Raw genomic sequence first — 20,300 nt, 5'->3', positions numbered from 1 at the left:
GAGCGGAACCGTATGGGTTCAAGAATCATGCATTTGATTATTGCAGATAAAGTTTCAAAACGTTTAGAAATGAGTGATACTCCAGAAGTTTTATTAGGCGGCATTGCACCAGACGCCGTTTTTGGACGTGCGCGAAAAGACGCGTCGCATTTCTTTGGAGGAGATTTAGATGACGGCACGCGATTTGTGGACTATCACGCTTTCAAAGAAAAACACCTGCAAGCTTTGGAAGAGGCATTCGGACTTGGCTATTTCATTCATCTGATTGCGGACGATGTCTGGCTCAAACGAATTTATTTCAAGAACGACTTGAAGAAACGGGTGGACCAGGACCCAAGTTTATTGGATAGATGGCACAGCGATTTCCGGAAGTTGAATGGGCGGTTGCTTGAACAATACGGCGCTAGCGATTTACTTGAGAATTTAGTGGACGCTACTCTTTTGGAGAGCCCTATAGACAAGATCGATATGGGGGACTTGCGCCAATTCAAAGAAGAGGCGCTTCGCGACTTTAACTATCCGAAAGACGAGCTTGTAAGAGAACTGGAAGTGTATTCGTGGAATGAGATACTGTTATACATAGAAGAAGCAGCGGAGAAAGCGATAGAGGAATGTACGCTTCTATTAAAAGGGTCTGCACGTTTATAGAAAAATGGAGGCGAGACGATGAAAAAGTTTATTTTCATATTCGGTCCGCAAGCTGTCGGGAAAATGACAGTTGGACAAGAGCTCGCGGCACTGACAAATTTAAGGTTATTCCATAACCATATGACGATTGATTTGTTGGAGCCTTTGTACGGATTCACAGAGGAAATGTGGCGGCTCAACGCGCTATTTCGCCGGCAGATTTTCGAAAGCTTTGCGGGAAGCGAAGCGTATGGAATGATTTTCACGAAGCTCTGGTATTTTGACAAGCAGGAGGACTGGGACGAAGTGGAGTGGATGTGCACGCTTTTCAAATCGCAAGGCGTCGAGATTTATTTTGTGGAGTTGGAAGCAGATACCGAGGAGCGCCTCATCCGCAATAAAACCGCGCACCGGCTAGCACACAAGCCGACCAAACGCAATATTGAACAGTCCGAACAGCATCTGCTCCATACGATGCAGCATAACCGGGTGAATTCTGTCGAAGGGGAAATCACGGAAGCGAATTATCTGAAGATCAATAATACCGCTTTGAGTGCACAAGAAACAGCGGCTTTAATCAAAAGGCAATTTTCTTTATAAGGGAGGGGACGATCATGCCGTTGACTGTCTGGAAGGGCGCCGCTGCAGTAGTGATGGAAAATGGGCGATTGCTGATGATCAAATCAAAAGAAACGAATGCGTGGAGCATTCCGTCAGGCGGTTTAGAAGAAGGCGAAACACCGGAACAGGCTTGCATCCGTGAAGTTTGGGAAGAAACAGGATATAAAGTTGCTATCCATGAGGAGTTGCCGGTTAAAAGAACGCAGATTGGAGATTACGATGTCACGACCCATTATTTTCTTTGTGAAAAGATAGCGGGTTTTATTTCGTATCAGGACCCTGACGCAGAAGTGGAAGAAATCGGGTGGAAAACAGCTGAAGAAATCAGCGGATTGGTCCATAATTATCCGGAAGACGTGGAGATGCTTGTGTCGCTTGTTCAAAAATCGGTAGGGGAAGAAGTTTAAATGAGAGACCGGAGTGCAGTGGTCATCATTCAAAACAATCGGGTCGCATTAATCAAACGCGCGCGGACCGATTCAATCTACTACGTCTTTCCGGGCGGCGGCATCGAACCCGGAGAAACTCCGGTAGCGGCAGCGAAACGGGAAGCGTGGGAAGAACTTGGCGTAAAAGTCGAAATCCAGGAATGCTTGGCCGAAGTGGCATTTAACGGCACCCAGTATTTCTTCCAGGCAATCATTCTGGAAGGGGAATTTGGTATAGGCAGCGGCGAAGAGTTTAGTGATCCACAAAGAGGAACCTATGAGCCAGTATGGGTGGAGCTGAATGAGCTGGTTCACTTAGACGTGAAACCGAGGAGCATGTCTAACAGCATACAAAAAGGGAGGAAGAGAAACGGAAATTAAGTTTCTCTTCTTTTTTTACATTTCTTTTAGTAAAACTGTAACAATATAGAAAGCAAGACGTGTTACATAGAGAAAAGATAAAGGGGGAGCGAATGAAAAAGCAGCAGTTGGAAACTCTTTATGAAAACTATTCAAAGCCCCTTTATTATTTTTTATGGAAAATGTCCGGTTCGTCTCATTTAGCTGAGGACCTGACACAGGAGACGTTCGTTCGCGCGACAATTTCCCTCCATACTTATGAGGGGGAAGAAGCACGCGCCTGGCTGTTCAAAGTGGCGAGGAATATTTACATTGACGAATGGCGGAAACGGAAACGCAGACAAGCGATTCCGTTCCTGAACTTGTTTTATTCAAACGAAGAAATGATCAGCCCTTACGGATTGCCAGAAGAATCTGTTTTAGCACAAGAATCGGCGGGCGATTTAAACGAATTGTTGAGCTTTTTGCCGGAGCATTACCGGACGATTCTGTATTTGCGGGAAGTTGAACAATTTACATACGCCGAGATCCAGGAAGCGATGGATCTGTCGGAAGGCCAAGTAAAGGTCAATTTGTACCGGGCACGGAAAAAGTTGGAGGCAATCGGAAAAAAGAGAGGGTGGCAGGATGAGCGAATGGAATAAAGAATTGGAAAAGAAAATATTGAAAAAATCGCGCTTCACATTGACGATCCGGATTTTGCGGATTTTTGTCTTGTGCATGCTGGTGTATGGGATTTATACGATTTTGTTGAATGTGTTTTCGGATCGTTTTCACTTTGCCGAAGAAAATGATTTTAACACGAAGCTGGCTTTGGAATGGAAGACACCGAATGTTAGAGGAACATTTGACTACAAAGCAGATGGAATTTCTTTTTTCGGAACAACAGAAGTCACGTACCCGATTGTCAAAAAAGTGGGGAAAGAAGACCTGGTTATCGGGGAAGCAAAAGCCGTCAAGCGTTTAAGCGACACCAACTCGTATATTGAGTACCAAACCCCTGGAAAGGATCAGCTTAACTTTTTCCCTTTCTTTTATCCGGAAGACCCAAGAACTGGAGACAAACTAGAGGCGAATCCTGAGCCAGACGTATGGAAGACTTTAGACATGCTGCATGAAGGGATTGTCGGAGAATTGGCATTCTCGACGGATCGCTTCATGGAGCCAGAAGAATTGATTGAAAGCCTGGAACCTTACGATTTGGACATTCTCTGGATGCAGCTGCATACCGGAGAATACACGGATTTCAGTCCGGGAAGTTCCGGTGGCAGTGCGACAGAAGTAACTGTATATGATGGTATCGGACTGCCGCCTGCCCGGACGATGGCCGAAGATTATTTGTCGAGTACGATGGCGTTTGAACTGGACGCATCATCAATCGAAGAAAGTAAAGTTGCGATGCTCGATAATATGGAAAAACTGATTTCGGACAAATCCACCAATTATCTTGAGTTTTATCTTGGGCTTAGCCATTTTAAAACTCGCTATGACTATATAAAAGTAAACGGATTTACCGTCTATGGTGCTGTTGTAACTGGACCTGTGAAAGAATTATTGAAGCTGCAGGATGAGGAATGGGTTCGGGGTGAACAATTAGGCGAAGTCGAATTATGGAACTGGAGTGAGGAATAGTTTATGAATGGGAACCCTGGACGTTTATCACCAGAAATGAAGTGCTATTTAAAGCGAGTGAAAACCGGATTAGAGTCGATGTTAAAAGATGAAATTACCGGAATCTATGTTCATGGATCTCTTGCTCTCGGCGGATTTAACCCGAAGAGAAGCGATATCGATTTAATTGTAGTGGTCCCAAAATCCCTATCTGCCTGCTCCAAAAAGGAATTGGCACGATACTTCCTGGACATCTCTAAGCAACCTTATCCAGTGGAAATCAGTGTCTTGTCAGCTCAGCAGCTTAAACCTTGGCAATTTCCAACGCCGTATGAATTTCATTTCAGTGAATATTGGCGGGATCGGTATGGTCAAGAACTGGCAGAGCACTCAGAGCTCTATCTAAATTCAGAAGCAAGAACAGATCCGGATCTAGCCGCACACGTTATGATTATGCGCCATTGCGGAATTTGCCTGTCCGGAAAAAGAATTGAGCTTGTGTTTCCGGAAGTGCCAAAAGAAGATTATCTGGCTTCGTTATTAGGCGATTTTGAAGAATGCTTGCAGCGCATCCAGGAAGATCCGGTGTATTGCATTTTAAACATGATCCGGGTTTATTGGTATTTGAAAGAAGAAAAGATTGCTTCAAAGAAAGAAGCGGGACTTGAGGGGAATCGTCTTTTCCCAGAAATTTACCGGCCTATGATTTCTCAAGCCATTCATGTGTATGAAAATGCAGAAGCAAATGGGACATTTAATGAAAAAAATTTAAATGAATTTAAGCGGTACTTAAAACAGCAGATCGAAGAACTTTTAGAGGCGAAAGCGCGTCTTTCTAATTAAACGGGGACTAAAGGAGAATTGGATGAAACACGCATGTATTTTTGATATGGACGGAACTCTTTTTCAAACGGACCGAATTTTGGAAGCGGCGCTCGAAGATGCGTTTTCGCATTTGAGAAGCAAAGGGTTATGGGATGCAGCAACGCCGATCGGACAGTACCGGGCCATCATGGGGGTGCCGCTGCCGAAAGTGTGGGAAACCTTATTGCCGGAACATACCCAAATGGTCCGTGAGGAAACGAATGCGTATTTCCACGCACGCTTGATTTGGAATATCCAAAACGGCAAAGGCGCTCTTTATCCGAATGCCGAGAAATTATTCGGCTACTTGAAGGATGGGGGCAATCCAATTTTTATTGCGAGCAACGGGCAGACCGAATATCTCAAAGCGATCGTGGATTTTTATGGATTGGATCAATGGGTGACTGAAACCTTCAGCATTGAACAAATCCCGACCTTGGATAAAAGGGATCTCGTAAAATCGATTGTTGAAAAATATTCTCTTTTGGAAGGTACAGTTATCGGCGACCGGCTTTCTGACATCCAAGCCGCAAAAGCAAATGGATTAACAGCTATCGGCTGCCGTTTTGATTTTGCACAGGAATCGGAACTGAGAGAAGCGGATTTTATCATTGAAGACCTTCAGGAAATCAAAGGGCTTCTTCCGGCAATTGGAAGAAATCATGCTATGAATATCAAAGTCTAACAGTTGTTCTCTCCTGGAACAACTAATTGCTAAAACACCGTCTTTCTCAAGAAAAACGGTGTTTTTCTATTTCCATTTTCCGCTAGCTTATTTTAATTTAAAACAGGGTATGGATTACATAGTTCTTCATGGACGGATTTTATTATACATAGCACGTCATTTGACATAGGCTTTGAACTTCCGTAACATGAACAATTGTGATAAAAAAACAGGGAGGTACTATATGAAGAAAGTAACCAATGTTTTCTGGATTTCGATTGTCCTTGTGTTGTTGGCAGTCGGATACGGCGCTTTTGCACCAGATAATTTTGCAGAAGTTACAGGCAATATAGAAGGATTCCTGACAACTTCGTTCGGGTGGTATTATTTATTGATCGTATCGGTCATGGTTCTGTTCTGCCTATTTTTCCTCATCAGTCCGATGGGGCAAATTCGATTGGGGAAAGACAATGACAAGCCGGAATTTTCTTTCGGCACATGGATTGCGATGTTATTCTCAGCTGGGATGGGCATTGGGCTTGTATTCTGGGGAGCGGCTGAGCCGCTGTCCCACTTTGCAATCGACCCGGCCACCGCTGAGCCAGGAACAGCGGAAGCGTTCAAAGAATCGATGCGCTTCACGTTCTTCCACTGGGGCATTCATGCCTGGGCCATTTATGCAGTAGTGGCATTGCCGCTCGCTTATTTCCAATTCCGTAAAGGAGAGCCAGGTCTGATTTCAGCTACGTTAAAGCCGATTTTTGGCGAGAAGATGAATGGACCATGGGGGATTTTGGTTGATGTCGTCGCGGTATTTGCTACAGCTGTAGGTGTAGCAACCACTCTCGGGTTCGGAACCATTCAAATCAATGAAGGATTGGCTTTTTTGTTTGATGGCATTCCGGGAGACAATTTCACGGTTCAATTGATCATCATTGCAGTAGTAACGGTCTTATTCATGATTTCAGCTTGGAGCGGATTAAGCAAGGGAATAAAGTATTTGTCGAATACCAATATGGTATTGGCAATCGCATTATTGGTCTTGGTCCTTATCCTAGGCCCGACCTTATTGATCCTCAATATGTTCACAGAAAGTGTTGGGGGTTATTTCCAAAACTTAATCCAAATGAGTTTCCGTTCGGCTCCGGTAAACGGAGAGAACCGGGCTTGGATTGACGGCTGGACGATTTTCTATTGGGCTTGGTGGATTTCGTGGGCGCCATTTGTCGGCATCTTTATCGCCCGCGTTTCAAAAGGGCGGACGATCCGCCAATTCCTATTTGGGGTCTTGATGATTCCAACTTTCCTAAGTTTCATCTGGTTTGCGGCTTTCGGTTCAACAGCAATTGATGTTCAAAACAGCGGTGTCGACTTAACCGGATTGCTGACTTCTGAAACGCTGTTTGGGGTATTCAATGAAGTGCCATTAGGTGTGATTTTATCCATTATCGCCATTCTTTTGGTCACGACATTCTTTATCACATCCGCCGATTCAGCAACTTTCGTTCTCGGCATGCAATCGACAAATGGGTCATTGCATCCGGCAAATGCGGTTAAACTGACTTGGGGAGTTGCGCAATCATTGATTGCGGTTATCCTGTTATCGGCAGGGGGGCTGGATGCGCTTCAAACGGCGCTGATCATTTCAGCATTCCCATTCTCCTTCATTATGCTGATGATGATGGGATCCTTCTACAAGTCAATCAATCTGGAATACAAAGCCATTAAACGCAAACGATAAAACCGCCGCTTCGGCGGTTTTTTTGCATGAGAAGCGGTATAATGGAGAGAGTGTTTGACGAAGGTGAGGAATAAAGATGAATGAGAAACCGCATGTTTTATTAGTAGACGGAATGGCGCTACTGTTCCGTTCGTTCTTTGCGACTTCTGCTGTGGGCCAGTATTTCCGGACAACTGAAGGGCTTGCGACAAACGGAGTCCAAGGATTTGCGCGCCACGTGCTGGCAGCAAAAACCATGATGAAACCGACGCATTTGGCTGTCTGTTGGGATATGGGGGCGACGACATTCCGCACGGAAATGTTCGACGGCTATAAAGCAAACCGGCCTGCACCGCCGGAAGATATGCTGCACCAATTCGATCTGGCGAAAAAGGTATCGGAGCAATTGGGCTGGAAAAACTACGGTGAAGTTGGAATCGAAGCGGATGATTTTATCGGCTCTTTCACTAAGCAATGGGAAGGCGAAGCGAATTTCACGATTATCACAGGGGATAAAGACATGCTTCAATTGCTGAACCCTTCCGTAAAAATTGCGTTCATGAAAAAAGGCTTCCATATTTACGATGTGTACAATGAAGACCGCTTTAAAGAAGAATACGGCATTTCACCTGTGCAGTTTGCAGATGTGAAAGCGTTTATGGGCGACCCGAGCGACGGCTATCCGGGAGTTAAAGGAATCGGGCCGAAGACCGCTTTGGAGCTGATCCAAAATTACGGTTCAATAGATGGCGTGCTTGCCGCAATCGACGAGTTAAAACCGGCGCAAAAGAAAAAGATAGAAGAGCATAAAGATATGCTGCTTCTATCTAAAGAACTTGCGGTCATCAAATGCGACATTCCGCTCCAAGTTTCGCTGGATGAAATTTTGGTGCCGAATTACACAAACGATATGGTCCAATTATTCGATGACCAGGAATTGAAATTGCTGGCTCGGCAATTGGAGAAAAGTTTGGCTCCGGTCAATCCGTTTGAGTAGGAATGATTTTTAAGAACGTCAGAACTTTTCGGTTCTGCTCATAAGAAACCGCCTGGACTTTACTCGGGCGGTTTCTTTTTCCGTTGTCGTGGATAAACAGGATCAAATCATCCGGACGTTCTTCAAAGCCGATCAGCGGAACCCAGTGATACTTATAGGAAGAAGGGAGGCGCCAGCGGAATGAAAAATACCGGTCGAACTTCATGGCCATCGGCCGGCCTTGCATCAATTCTTCTTTTACTTGATCAATGGAGCGGGTTTTTATCACTCGGTATCTTTTTTGGCCAAAGCGGTTCAGTTTTCTTTTGAATCTCCAGGTGAAGAGCCCGATGCGCGTCGTACCAAGTGCCCGGTAAAGTTCATTGACATCATATTCCTGCTTTTCATGATGCTTTAAAATCGCAGCGGCGGTTGTCGGCCCGCAAGCAGAACCCTGCAGCTCGGCGGCAATCGACTGATGGTATTGGGACATGCCTTGAAATGGAATGAGCACTTTCATCAGGGACACCTCCTGAAGATTCATGGATTAGTATCAGATCGAGTAAAGCGATTGGTCGCGTTCGTTCAGCAAACTCTTCAAAGCGGCACGAAATGTGTTGAAGACTTCAAGTTCCACTTGGATTCCGGCATGAACGATTTCACGCACAAAACGGGGGTTGAATCCTACGTAGATCGGGCGAAGGCCCATCAATTTCAAAGCGCTGTTCAATTGCGAAAGCTCGTTAGCCAATTCGTTGTAGTCGAATGATTCCACATCTTCCATGCGGACACCGGTAAAATCAAAGACGACACAATAGATTTCCCGGTTATCGGCTGCATGCTGGAGCACTTTCGTACGGATGGTTTCAAACCGTTCGCTGAAAATATATCCGGCAATCGGCACTAAAATCGTATTCGGCACGATAGAAGGGATGATGGGCGCTGACATATTGCGGATCACTTTTTCGTAATGCTTGATCAATTCTTTTAGTTCTTGAATTTCATTGGTTGAATCCATAAGTACACCTCAATTTAATTTGTTTCCCCAGCCATTTTACCAAACTTCCGATGCAGCGAAGCGATGAAAGTGTCAAGGAATGGAGAATCTTTACAATGACATCTATTATAGCGCAAAAAAAAGAAATAGACGAATGTCTATTTCTCAGTGTGTTGAAAAGATAGAAATGGAAAAAGTTTCGATTAGAAACTCGATATTCCTCAAAACAGCTTCGAAGCGGTTGACCGTGGCTTGCGAGGTCAATTGCTTTGCGACGAGCTTGCGCAGGAGCAAGTGTTTTAAAACGATGATTTTATAAGAAAATCGTCTCCGCTATTTTGCTCCATATCTTTGGAGAGTGTTCCAGCACCGGCGCGGTTCCGGACAGGGTGGAGCAATAAGACGAGTGGGTTTCTCGGCTTATTGTGGGAACCTTGTCCATAGCGCCGTCGTGCGGATTTCAGAAGTAGACGTTCCCATACAACTAGTTCCCCTACAACCTGAAAATAGACGAATGTCTATTTCTCCTGAGAAGCTAAAAAGTCTGTGACTGATTCAGGCGATTTTGCGTTTGCGCTGTGCAAGTGCGCTGTTTTTTCACCGTTTTTGAAAATCAGCAAGCTTGGAATGCCCATTACTTCATATTTTTCTGCCAGTTCAGGCAGCTCATCACGGTTTACGTCATACCAAGTGTATTGGTTGTATTCTTCGACGATCGGGTCGATGAACATATCCATGCGTGTGCAATCCGGGCACCATCCTGCTTGGAATTTAACAATGACAGGATCAGTTCCTCCTATTACAGTGTTGAATTGTTCAGTTGATGTAATTGGTTTCATCATTTCTCCTCCTTAACTGGTTCTTCTTCAGTTTACCTTGTCTGCCGCTTTTCGAAAAGAAAACAAACTTGAAAGGAATGGATATTTTTAAGGATTAAATATTGCGAAAAAAGGAAAAATAATTTACACTAAGGTCATAGAGAACGTTCTATTTTTTTTTACGATAAAAATGAATGAGGATTCATTCAAAAAACTCAAGGAGGGTTTGCTCGTGGCATACCAAATCAAAAAAGCGGCGGTGCTCGGTTCAGGCGTTATGGGTTCAGGAATTGCAGCACACCTTGCAAACATAGGAATTCCCGTACTATTGCTGGACATTGTACCGCGTGAATTGACAGAAGCAGAGCAGGGGAAAGGTTTGTCTCTCGAAGACAAAGCCGTGCGCAATCGAATTGCTTCCACTTCAATTCAGAAGCTGTTGAAACAAAAACCGGCTCCACTGACTGCAAAGAAAAATCTTCAATTGATTACTCCAGGAAACTTAGAAGACGATTTGGAAAAACTAAAAGATGTTGATTGGATCATTGAAGTGATTGTTGAAAACTTGGATGTGAAAAAATCTTTATATGAAAAAATCGACGCGGTGAGAAAACCAGGCACGATTATTACGTCCAATACATCAGGCATCAGCATCAACGCCATGGCAGAAGGGCGCTCAGAAGATTTCGGCAAGCATTTCCTTGGAACGCATTTCTTCAATCCCCCGCGCTACTTGAAATTGCTTGAAGTGATTCCTGCGAATACGACAGCGCCGGAAGTGGTTGAGTTCATGGTGAAATTCGGTGAAGACCGCCTTGGGAAAGGCGTCGTTATCGCAAAAGATACACCAAACTTTATTGCGAACCGCATCGGTACATACGGCTTATTGGTGACGCTCCGTGAAATGCAGAGCCGCGGCTACTCTATCGGTGAAGTGGATTCAGTCACTGGCCCGTTGATCGGCCGGCCGAAATCAGCGACGTTCCGGACCTTGGATGTTGTCGGACTTGATACGTTCATGCATGTTGCCAAAAACGTCTATGACCAAACTTCTGGAGACGAGCAAAAAGTGTTTGAAGCCCCTGAATTTATGAAGAAAATGGTGGAAAACGGCTGGCTTGGCGCAAAATCGGGCCAAGGGTTCTTCGTGAAAAAAGACAAGGAAATCCATGAACTGGATCCGGAAACCCTGGAATACCGCCCAGCCGGAAAATTGAAAACGCCTTCACAAGAAATGGCGAAGCAGCAAAAAGGCTTATCCGCGAAAATGAAAACGCTTGTTTACGCTGAAGACCGTACAGGTGAATTGCTATGGAGCATTCTTTCGCCGACGCTACGCTATTCGGCAGAATTGAACGGTGAAATCGCTGATGATATCGTCGCCATCGATAATGCGATGAAATGGGGCTTCGGTTGGCAGCAAGGTCCATTTGAAACGTGGGATGCAATCGGCGTCCAAAAATCCGTTGAAAAAATGAAGCAGGAAGGCCATGAGACGCCCGTCTTCGTGCAGCAGTTACTCGATTCAGGCAACGAAAGCTTCTATAAAGAAGAAAACGGAGATCTATACTTCTTTGACGGAACGGATTACAAGCCGGTGCCGGTCAATGAAAAAGTCATTGATCTTAAGAGATATAAGAAAAAGCACGGCGTCATCAAATCAAATTCAGGAGCTAGCCTGATCGATCTTGGCGACGGCATCGCGTTGCTGGAATTCCATTCCCGCTCGAATGCAATCGGCCTGGATATCATGCAAATGATTAATTTCGCTGTAGATGAAGTAGAAAAGAATTTTAAAGGCTTAGTCATCGGGAACCAAGGAAAGAACTTCTGTGTCGGTGCGAATCTGGGCATGATTTTGATGGAAGCTCAAGACGACAACATCTTTGAACTCGATTTCACGATCAAAACGTTCCAAAACGCCATGATGAAGATTAAATACAGTCCAAAACCGGTCGTAGCAGCACCATTCGGCATGTCGCTTGGCGGCGGAGCGGAAGTCGCGTTGCCGGCAGCCCACATCCAGGCATCGATGGAAACGTATATGGGCCTTGTTGAAGCAGGTGTCGGACTGATTCCAGGCGGCGGCGGAAACAAAGAACTCTACATCAAACATTTGAAAGGCCTGCCGAACGGCGTGAATGTGGATCTGCAGAATATCGCGAGCAATGTTTTTGAATCGATTGCGATGGCGAAAGTATCGACTTCTGCCGAAGAAGCGCGCGAAAACAACTTCCTGAACTTCGTTGACGGAATTTCAGTGAACAGCGACCACTTGATCTACGATGCGAAGCAAGCAGCGTTAGCTTTATATGAAAACGGCTACCAAGCGCCGCTTCGCGAAAAGATTCCCGTTACCGGCGAACCGGGCTACGCAACGCTTCTATTGGGAGCGCAAGGCATGCTCAGTTCCGGCTATATCAGCGAATACGATTTGAAAATAGCGAAAAAACTGGCATATGTGCTATCAGGAGGCAAGCTTCCTTACGGCACGAAAGTGGACGAACAGTATCTATTGGATTTGGAGCGGGAAGCGTTCCTAAGCCTTGTCGCAGAACCGAAAACCCAGCAGCGGATGCAGCATATGCTCGTTAAAGGCAAACCGCTCCGCAACTAAGAGTTCGATATTAAAGGAGGAAACAACATGCGCGAAGCAGTAATCGTGGCCGGAGCACGCACGCCGGTCGGTAAAGCGAAAAAAGGCTCTCTCGCCACAGTGCGCCCGGATGATTTCGGGGCACTTGTTGTCAGAGAAGCATTAAACCGGGCTGGATATGATGGCCCAATAGATGATTTGATTATGGGCTGTGCGATGCCGGAAGCGGAACAAGGCATGAACATTGCGCGCAATATCGGAGCACTTGCCGGACTGCCGGATACGACTCCTGCAGTAACGATCAACCGTTTTTGTTCTTCGGGGCTGCAGTCAATTGCCTATGCAGCGGAACGGATTATGGTTGGATCTGCTGAAGCGATCATTGCAGGCGGCGTCGAATCGATGAGCATGGTGCCGATGATGGGCAATGTCTTGCGCCCAAATGCGAAGCTTGCTGAAACCGCTCCTCAATACTATATGAGCATGGGGCATACAGCAGAGCAGGTCGCCACCCAGTACGGCGTAAGCCGGGCAGACCAGGATGCATTTGCGGTCCGTTCCCACGAAAAAGCGGCAGCTGCCATCGAAAAAGGGCATTTTGTCGAAGAAATCGTACCGGTCGAAGTGACGAAGCGATTTGTTGATGAAAACAATAAATACCAGGAAAAAACATTCAAGTTTGAAATGGATGAAGGGGTACGCCACGGCACGACCGTCCAGACATTGGATAAATTGCGGGCAGCCTTTTCTGCACGCGGCACCGTCACAGCAGGAAATTCTTCCCAAACTTCAGACGGTGCCGGCGCACTTCTTGTCATGGACCGTGAAAAAGCGGAATCATTGGGATTGAAGCCGATTGCGAAATTCCGTTCCTTCGCGACAGGCGGCGTGCCGCCGGAAGTGATGGGAATCGGACCCGTTGTCGCGATTCCAAAAGCATTGAAACTGGCCGGATTGTCCATCGAAGACATCGATGTTTGGGAATTGAATGAAGCCTTCGCTTCCCAGTCGCTTGGCGTTATCCGCGAGCTTGGACTGGATATCGATAAAGTGAACTTTAATGGCGGTGCGATTGCACTCGGCCATCCACTGGGCGCAACCGGATCCATCTTAACGCTGCGCATGATGAGCGAACTCAAGCGCCAAGGAAAGCAATTCGGCGTTGTCACGATGTGCATCGGCGGCGGAATGGGTGCAGCAGGCGTCTTTGAAATGCTGTAGAAGAAATTTTATGAGTTGAAGGTTAAGAATCTATCCACCGTTTCAGTCGGTCTGGGCAGGAAAATGATCATTAATTCTGTATTGCTGCGCCAGCTTCTAAACATAAAAGTGCGTTGCTCTTTCACAGATTCAACGTAAATGGAAGCCTTGATATGGAGCAAAACAGCGGAGACTCCTGCGGGAACAGTGAAGTGCTAAGATCCACTCGGGCGTCTAGCCCGAGTTAGCTTAGCGCGAGCCCGCGGAAAGCGCAGCTGTTTTGCGGAATATCACTTAGTAAAGCTACTTAGTTCAACTTATATAAACATAAATTAGGAGGAATGAAAAATGGCAGAGTCAAAAACGTTAATCAAAGGCGGCAGTTTTTTAATCGAAGACGCAGATTTATCACGGGTATTCACACCGGAAGATTTTACAGAAGAGCATAAAATGATCGCAAAAACGACTGAGGATTATGTGAACAACGAAGTCATGCCCGTCGTCGAAAAATTGGAAAACCACGAATTTGAGCATTCCGTGCGTTTATTGAAATCGGCAGGTGACCTTGGGTTGCTTGGAGCCGATGTTCCGGAACAATACGGCGGACTCGGCCTCGATAAAATTGCTTCCGCTTTGATTGCAGAGAAAATGTCGAAAGCGGGCGGGTTCTCCATCACACACGGTGCGCACGTCGGCATCGGGTCCTTGCCAATCGTTCTTTTCGGAAACGAAGACCAAAAACAGAAATACTTGCCGCGCCTTGCGACAGGTGAAATGATCGCTGCTTACGCGTTGACGGAGCCAAGTTCAGGATCCGATGCATTGGGTGCAAAAACCGTAGCGAAGCTTAACGAAGCAGGCACACATTACGTCTTGAACGGCGAGAAGCAATGGATCACAAACGCAGGATTTGCCGATGTATTCGTGGTTTATGCGAAAATCGACGGAGATAAATTCTCTGCATTTATCGTAGAACGCGAATTCCCAGGCGTATCGGTTGGACCGGAAGAAAAGAAAATGGGGATCAAATCTTCTTCAACACGCACATTGATCTTAGAAGATGCAGAAGTGCCGGTTGAAAACTTGCTGGGTGAAGCAGGGCGCGGCCACATCATCGCCTTCAACATCTTGAACATCGGACGCTATAAATTGGGCGTAGGCACAATCGGAGCTTCAAAACGTGCAATGGAATTGACGATTCCTTACACAAACCAGCGCCAGCAATTCAAAACGCCGATTTCTTCATTCAACTTGACGCGTGAGAAATTAGCGACAATGGCTTCCCATCTATATGCGGTGGAAAGTTCCGTTTACCGCACCGTCGGCTTGTTCGAAGACCGCATGAGCGGATTCACGGATGAAGAACATGCGGACGGCAAATTGGTCGCAAGCGCTATTGCTGAATTCGCAGTAGAATGCTCAATGAATAAATTCTTCGGAACGGAAACTTTGGATTATATCGTCGATGAAGGCGTCCAAATGCACGGTGGATACGGCTTTATGCAAGAGTACGAAATCGAGCGCATCTACCGCGATTCGCGTATCAACCGTATTTTCGAAGGAACAAACGAAATCAACCGCTTGCTTGTACCGGGAACGTTGATCCGCAAAGCAGTGAAAGGCGAACTTCCATTGCTTCAGCATGCACAGCAATTGCAGGAAGAATTGCTGATGATGATGCCGGAAGAGATCGGCACAGAAGCTTTGGCGCAAGAAAAATACTTGGTGAAAAATGCCAAGAAGATTGCGTTGCTGGCAGCAGGCCTTGCAGCACAAACATTCGGCACGAAGCTTGAAAATGAGCAGGAAGTGCTTGTCAATATCGCGGACATCGTAAGCAACGTCTTCGCGATGGAATCTGCAGTGCTTCGCACAGAAAAAGCGATTGCAGCTTCAGGCGAAGAAAAAGCCCAGCAAAAATTGCTCTACACGCAAATTTATTGCCAAGAAGCGTTTGATAAGATCGAAAAAGACGCGAAGGAAACATTATTGGCTGCAATCGAAGGCGACAACCAGCGTATGATGCTTTCAGCGCTTCGCAAATTGACGCGTTCAACGCCTTACAACGTCATCGCGAAAAAACGCGAAGCCGCGGTGAAATTGATCGAAGCGGAAAAATACGTCGTGTGATTTTTTGTAAAGCGCAGCTTGCGGGCTGCGCTTTTTTTCTCGTCGACCATCCGCTTTTATTTTGGTAAGCTTGTGGAAAAGGAGGTTTCTATATGATTACCTATTACGCTTATCCAAAATGCACAACGTGCCGCAAAGCGAAAAAATGGCTGGAGCAGAACGGCGTGGAATTCAATGAGATCCACATCGCTGAAAATCCGCCGTCAAAAGAAGAGCTAAGAAAGATTTACGAGAGCAGCGGCATGGAATTGAAGAAATTCTTCAATACTAGCGGCATGATCTACCGATCGCTCGGCTTGAAAGAAAAGTTATCTAATATGTCCGAAGACGAGCAGCTGGAATTGCTGGCATCTGACGGCATGCTGATCAAACGTCCGCTGGCTTTTGACGGCCAGAAAACGACGCTTGGGTTCAAGGAAGCGGATTATCAGAATGCTTGGCTCTGACGCATTTGAAATCTTGTATTTCAATGAGGTTTATGTCAAACTGAAATTGAGTTAACTACATATCTGGAGGGATTTCGATGAGTACACCACAAGAACTTCGTTATTCAAAAGAACATGAATGGGTAAAAGTAGAAGGCGGCACTGCCCGCATTGGCATTACGCATTTTGCACAAGCTGAACTTGGCGATATCGTGTTTGTTGAGCTTCCGCAAATCGGCGACGAAATTAAGAAAGATGAGCCATTCGGCAGCGTTGAATCGGTAAAAACGGTATCAGAATTATACGCACCAATCAGTGGACGTGTCATCGAAGTGAACGCGGAACTTGAAGACAATCCGGAACATGTGAACGAGTCTCCATACGAACAAGCATGGATGGTGGTAATCGAATCTCCGAATGAAGCTGAAGTTGGCGAATTGATGACTGCAGACCAATACAAAGAAATGATCAACGAATAAAATCGAAGCGCCTTTTCGGGCGCTTTTTTTCATCCCCCAAATTTGAACAGGCAGGATCCTAGAACAAATCCAGCAATCGTTTTATAATAAGATGTATGAACCCATGCTTAAAAGCTTTTGCAAATTGAGGCAGCTATCTACTTCCTGTGAGGTGTAGTCTTATGGAAAAGGTGATCGTGGTTGAAGGGCGCAGCGACAAAACCCGAATTGCACCGCTCATTGCAGAACCCGTGACGATTCTATGCACAAATGGTACAGTAAGTGCGTCAAGGCTTGAAGAATTGCTGCTGCCTTATGAGGATCTGGATATCATCATTCTGGTAGACGCGGATAAATCAGGTGAACAGCTCCGGAAACTAGTTAAACGGGAATTTCCGGAAGCCCGGCATTTCTATATCAACCGAAGCTATAAGGAAGTGGCGGCAACACCGATCCGGATCTTGCTGGACGTACTGATTTCAGCAAATGTTCAAGTCAATAAGCTAGTAACCGAGGGATGAACAAGATGAATGAATGGACACATAAAGAATGGCTGAAAGAAAAGAACACCCATCAATCAGCCGCTTACTATTTATATACGCCGATGTGCGGGACTTGCCAGGTAGCTTCCAAAATGATGGATGTCGTTAAAGAGCTGGTGCCGCATGTCCGGCTGGGCAAAGCGAATTTAAACTATGTGCAGGAAATCGCTTCTTTGTATCAAGTCGAAAGCGTGCCATGCCTCCTCATTACAGAGAATGGCCAATTGAAGGAAAAGATCTATGCGTTTCATTCGGTGCCTTTTTTATACGAAAAGTTAAAAACGGTTGACGAATAAATCCCTGCATGGTAAATTGAATTTCTGATTACTAATTAAATAGCGTAACTCTTATTAAGAGTGGTGGAGGGAAGTGCCCTATGAAGCCCGGCAACCGTCATGAAAATGAAATGGTGCCAAATCACACAAAGTCTGACTTTGGAAGATGAGAGAACGGTTATCGTGTTATTGCACGTTCACCCTTCTGCTCAATGCTGCGCAGAAGGGTTTTTTATTTTTGGGGGCAGGAGTTGTAAAAGATGATTGAATTGAAAAAACTATCGAAGGTATTCGATACAGGAAAAGGGGCCCTTACCGCCGTTGATGATGTGGACTTGTCCATTGCAGCCGGTGAAATTTTCGGCATCATCGGCTATAGCGGCGCCGGTAAAAGTACGTTGATCCGGTTATTGAACGGTTTGGAAAAACCATCAAGCGGATCGGTTGTCATCAATGGCCAAAACATCACGGCGATAAAAGGCAGCGAACTTCGCAAAGCCCGGCAGAAAGTCAGCATGATTTTCCAGCATTTCAACTTGCTGTGGTCGCGCACGGTCAAAGAGAATATTGAATTTCCGCTTGAAATCGCAGGTGTGCCGAAAAACAAGCGAGATGCGCGTGTATTGGAACTGGTCGAATTGGTCGGTTTAAAAGGACGGGAAAATGCGTATCCATCCCAGCTGTCAGGCGGGCAGAAACAGCGGGTCGGCATTGCAAGAGCACTCGCGAACGAACCGGAAGTGCTGCTTTGCGATGAAGCGACTTCTGCGCTGGATCCGCAAACAACGGACTCGATTCTCGAATTGCTGGTCGATATCAACAAGCGGCTCGGATTGACGATTGTTTTGATTACCCACGAAATGCACGTCATCCGGAAGATTTGCCACCGGGTAGCTGTAATGGAAGGCGGGCGCGTAGTAGAGCTCGGCGATGTGCTGCAAGTTTTCCAGTCGCCAAAAGCAGAAATTACAGAGCGCTTTGTGGCCCAGGTGACGGATACGGAAGACTCCCAGGAAACGATAAAAAATCTGCGGAAGCTGTATCCGACGGGCGAATTGGTCAAATTGGTCTTTGTCGGCGACCAGACCGAACAGCCGATTTTAACTCAATTGATCCGCAAGTATCCAGTCGATGTCAACATCGTGCAAGGGAACATCGCCCATACGCAGCGCGGCGCTTACGGAACCTTGGTTTTACAGATGAAAGGCTCTGCCCAGGAAATTAGCGAGGCGCTCGCTTACTTGAATGCGGAAAGCGTTCAAACGGAGGTGATGTCAAATGGTTGAATCATTATTCCCGAACGTTGATTGGGAGAACATGTGGGAAGCGACGCTTGAAACGCTTTACATGACGGCCATGTCCACGTTTTTCACATTTGTCATTGGGCTGGTTCTCGGAATCGTACTCTTTTTGACAGCACCAAAACAATTATGGGCAAATAGCATTGTCAATTGGCTGACGGGTGCATTTGTCAATATTTTCCGGTCTATTCCGTTTATTATTCTCATTATCTTATTGATTCCATTTACAAAATTCCTGATCGGCACCATTCGCGGACCGAACGCGGCGTTGCCTGCTCTGATTATCGGTGCTGCTCCCTTTTATGCACGCATGGTGTTGATTGCGTTAAAAGAAATTGACAAAGGCGTCATTGAAGCTGCGCGTTCAATGGGAGCGACCACGTGGACGATTATCCGCAAAGTGCTTTTGCCGGAATCCAAGCCGGCGCTGCTTTCAGGAATTACTGTTACCGCTATCGCACTTGTCGGCTATACGGCGATGGCCGGCATCATTGGTGCCGGTGGACTGGGGACTTTGGCTTTCCTTGATGGATTCCAACGGAGCCGTGAAGATGTCACGCTGATGGCGACAATTTTGATCTTGGTGATTGTATTTGCAATTCAATTTATCGGCGATTGGATGACCACTCGTTCAGATAAGCGTTAACCATAAAACATTTTAGAAAAAAGGGAGATCACAAACATGAAGAAACTTGTAGCAGGAACATTACTATCCGTACTGGCATTAGCAGGCTGCGGAAGCGACAACGGCGGATCAAGCGAAGAATCGAGCACGTTAAAAGTCGGGGCATCCAACGTACCGCACGCGGAGATTTTAGAAAAAGCCAAACCGATTCTGGAAGAGCAAGGCATTGACTTGGAAATTGAAACGTACCAAGATTACATCCTGCCAAACCAGGATTTGGATTCAGAAGAAATTGATGCGAACTATTTCCAGCACATCCCGTACTTAGAGTCTCAAATTGAAGAATTCGGCTATGATTTTGAAAACGCCGGCGGCATCCACATTGAACCAATTGGCGTTTATTCACAAAAGTATGCATCATTAGAAGAACTGCCTGAAGGTGCAACAATTCTAATGAGCAACTCGGTAGCCGACCATGGCCGGATCTTATCGCTTCTTGAAGCAGAAGGGTTGATCACTTTAGCTGAAGGCGTCGATAAGACAGTAGCTGAAGTGAGCGATATCGTGGAAAACCCGAAAAATCTTGAATTTGATGCAAACTACGAAGCGGCATTGATGGTTCAATTATATGAATCAGGCGAAGGCGATGCGTTGTTGATCAACTCGAACTATGCGATTGATGCCGGATTGAACCCGCTGGAAGATGCCATTGCTTTGGAAAGTTCTGAGTCTCCATACGTAAACGTGATTGCCGTTAGAGCTGGCGATGAAGACAGTGAAAACGTGAAAGCTTTGGTTGACGTATTGAAATCAGAAGAAATCCAGGATTTCATCTTGGAAGAGTGGGGCGGTTCAGTCGTACCGGTTGACTGATCACTGCCAAAAAGAAGGCCCAAGTAAAATTGAGCCTTCTTTTTTTATGGAAAATTATAGCTAAACAAAAGAAAAATATCGTTTGTAGAATAATGATAATATTACGAGAATAGGAGAATGGGTTACAATTATGTGCGCTCTGTGCTATTTTTAGATAATAAAATATACATTTGTTCATCTAGGGAGGAC

General features: G+C 45.8%; 22 protein-coding genes, 1 pseudogene and 1 riboswitch. Of the genes and pseudogenes, 20 read left to right on the top strand and 3 right to left on the bottom strand.

Annotated elements, in window-relative coordinates:
* The first annotated feature begins 12 nt into the window (after positions 1–12).
* From MTR82_RS11545 to MTR82_RS11500, 10 genes and pseudogenes are all read left to right on the top strand, one after another.
* Positions 13–648 carry a hydrolase gene (locus MTR82_RS11545; protein WP_246809179.1) on the top strand — a complete coding sequence of 212 codons (636 nt, stop codon included), beginning with the start codon at positions 13–15 and terminating at the stop codon, positions 646–648.
* 18 nt (positions 649–666) lie between these two features.
* Positions 667–1,227 carry an AAA family ATPase gene (locus MTR82_RS11540; RefSeq protein WP_246809177.1) on the top strand — a complete coding sequence of 187 codons (561 nt, stop codon included), beginning with the start codon at positions 667–669 and terminating at the stop codon, positions 1,225–1,227.
* 14 nt (positions 1,228–1,241) lie between these two features.
* Entirely contained in the window at positions 1,242–1,655 is a 414-nt protein-coding gene (locus MTR82_RS11535) for an NUDIX hydrolase (RefSeq protein ID WP_246809176.1), read from the top strand.
* Entirely contained in the window at positions 1,656–2,057 is a 402-nt protein-coding gene (locus MTR82_RS11530; protein ID WP_246809175.1) for an NUDIX hydrolase, read from the top strand. It abuts the gene before it with no gap.
* A 92-nt stretch (positions 2,058–2,149) separates the two neighbouring features.
* A complete protein-coding gene (locus MTR82_RS11525) occupies positions 2,150–2,680 on the top strand; it encodes a sigma-70 family RNA polymerase sigma factor (protein ID WP_052652202.1) in 531 nt (176 codons plus the stop codon).
* Entirely contained in the window at positions 2,664–3,668 is a 1,005-nt protein-coding gene (locus tag MTR82_RS11520; protein ID WP_246809163.1) for an anti-sigma factor, read from the top strand. The genes MTR82_RS11525 and MTR82_RS11520 overlap by 17 nt, the downstream gene beginning before the upstream one ends.
* A 3-nt stretch (positions 3,669–3,671) precedes the next feature.
* A complete protein-coding gene (locus MTR82_RS11515) occupies positions 3,672–4,490 on the top strand; it encodes an aminoglycoside adenylyltransferase domain-containing protein (protein ID WP_246809161.1) in 819 nt (272 codons plus the stop codon).
* 13 nt (positions 4,491–4,503) lie between these two features.
* Positions 4,504–5,196: pseudogene (locus MTR82_RS11510) on the top strand (HAD family hydrolase); the annotation flags it as partial.
* Positions 5,197–5,419: 223 nt separating this feature from the next.
* Positions 5,420–6,916 (top strand): glycine betaine uptake BCCT transporter, encoded by a 1,497-nt coding sequence (locus MTR82_RS11505; protein ID WP_246809159.1) that lies wholly within the window; start codon positions 5,420–5,422, stop codon positions 6,914–6,916.
* A 76-nt stretch (positions 6,917–6,992) separates the two neighbouring features.
* Complete coding sequence (locus MTR82_RS11500) at positions 6,993–7,892, top strand: 5'-3' exonuclease (RefSeq protein ID WP_246809158.1); 900 nt, start codon at positions 6,993–6,995, stop codon at positions 7,890–7,892.
* Here MTR82_RS11500 and MTR82_RS11495 read toward each other — a convergent pair.
* The 3 genes from MTR82_RS11495 to MTR82_RS11485 all read right to left on the bottom strand — a co-directional run bounded on the left by MTR82_RS11495 (position 7,876) and on the right by MTR82_RS11485 (position 9,707).
* Positions 7,876–8,391 (bottom strand): C39 family peptidase, encoded by a 516-nt coding sequence (locus MTR82_RS11495; RefSeq protein ID WP_246809157.1) that lies wholly within the window; start codon positions 8,389–8,391, stop codon positions 7,876–7,878. The genes MTR82_RS11500 and MTR82_RS11495 overlap by 17 nt on opposite strands.
* Before the next feature lie 33 nt (positions 8,392–8,424).
* Positions 8,425–8,889, bottom strand: coding sequence for an STAS domain-containing protein (locus MTR82_RS11490; protein WP_246809156.1), 465 nt, complete (start codon positions 8,887–8,889; stop codon positions 8,425–8,427).
* A 497-nt stretch (positions 8,890–9,386) separates the two neighbouring features.
* Positions 9,387–9,707, bottom strand: a complete 321-nt coding sequence (locus tag MTR82_RS11485) for a thioredoxin family protein (protein WP_052652193.1) — start codon at positions 9,705–9,707, stop codon at positions 9,387–9,389.
* A 211-nt stretch (positions 9,708–9,918) separates the two neighbouring features.
* On the opposite strand from MTR82_RS11485, the gene MTR82_RS11480 reads away from it, so the two are divergent.
* The 10 genes from MTR82_RS11480 (at position 9,919) to MTR82_RS11435 (ending at position 20,111) form a co-directional block, all read left to right on the top strand.
* Positions 9,919–12,303, top strand: coding sequence for a 3-hydroxyacyl-CoA dehydrogenase/enoyl-CoA hydratase family protein (locus tag MTR82_RS11480; RefSeq protein ID WP_052652192.1), 2,385 nt, complete (start codon positions 9,919–9,921; stop codon positions 12,301–12,303).
* Between the two features lie 27 nt (positions 12,304–12,330).
* On the top strand, positions 12,331–13,503 hold the full coding sequence (locus MTR82_RS11475; protein WP_246809155.1) for an acetyl-CoA C-acetyltransferase: 1,173 nt from the start codon (positions 12,331–12,333) through the stop codon (positions 13,501–13,503).
* A 327-nt stretch (positions 13,504–13,830) separates the two neighbouring features.
* The gene (locus MTR82_RS11470) at positions 13,831–15,612 is read left to right on the top strand and encodes an acyl-CoA dehydrogenase family protein (protein WP_246809154.1); all 1,782 of its coding nucleotides are present in this window, start codon (positions 13,831–13,833) and stop codon (positions 15,610–15,612) included.
* 92 nt (positions 15,613–15,704) lie between these two features.
* Complete coding sequence (locus tag MTR82_RS11465) at positions 15,705–16,058, top strand: arsenate reductase family protein (protein WP_246809152.1); 354 nt, start codon at positions 15,705–15,707, stop codon at positions 16,056–16,058.
* A 77-nt stretch (positions 16,059–16,135) separates the two neighbouring features.
* Positions 16,136–16,516, top strand: coding sequence for a glycine cleavage system protein GcvH (gcvH, locus tag MTR82_RS11460; RefSeq protein WP_052652188.1), 381 nt, complete (start codon positions 16,136–16,138; stop codon positions 16,514–16,516).
* 161 nt (positions 16,517–16,677) lie between these two features.
* A complete protein-coding gene (locus MTR82_RS11455) occupies positions 16,678–17,016 on the top strand; it encodes a ribonuclease M5 (protein WP_052652187.1) in 339 nt (112 codons plus the stop codon).
* A 5-nt stretch (positions 17,017–17,021) separates the two neighbouring features.
* Positions 17,022–17,333, top strand: coding sequence for a thioredoxin family protein (locus MTR82_RS11450; protein ID WP_246809149.1), 312 nt, complete (start codon positions 17,022–17,024; stop codon positions 17,331–17,333).
* A 48-nt stretch (positions 17,334–17,381) separates the two neighbouring features.
* Positions 17,382–17,485: riboswitch (SAM riboswitch) on the top strand.
* 87 nt (positions 17,486–17,572) lie between these two features.
* The gene (locus MTR82_RS11445) at positions 17,573–18,598 is read left to right on the top strand and encodes a methionine ABC transporter ATP-binding protein (RefSeq protein ID WP_246809141.1); all 1,026 of its coding nucleotides are present in this window, start codon (positions 17,573–17,575) and stop codon (positions 18,596–18,598) included.
* Positions 18,591–19,259, top strand: a complete 669-nt coding sequence (locus MTR82_RS11440; RefSeq protein WP_052652184.1) for a methionine ABC transporter permease — start codon at positions 18,591–18,593, stop codon at positions 19,257–19,259. The genes MTR82_RS11445 and MTR82_RS11440 overlap by 8 nt, the downstream gene beginning before the upstream one ends.
* Before the next feature lie 36 nt (positions 19,260–19,295).
* Complete coding sequence (locus tag MTR82_RS11435) at positions 19,296–20,111, top strand: MetQ/NlpA family ABC transporter substrate-binding protein (protein WP_052652183.1); 816 nt, start codon at positions 19,296–19,298, stop codon at positions 20,109–20,111.
* Positions 20,112–20,300: the final 189 nt, after the last annotated feature.

The sequence above is a fragment of the Planococcus ruber genome, from assembly GCF_022819085.1.
Classification (GTDB): domain Bacteria; phylum Bacillota; class Bacilli; order Bacillales_A; family Planococcaceae; genus Planococcus; species Planococcus ruber.
Note: the sequence above shows the minus strand (reverse complement) of the source record. Positions and strands in the feature narration are given on the sequence as shown.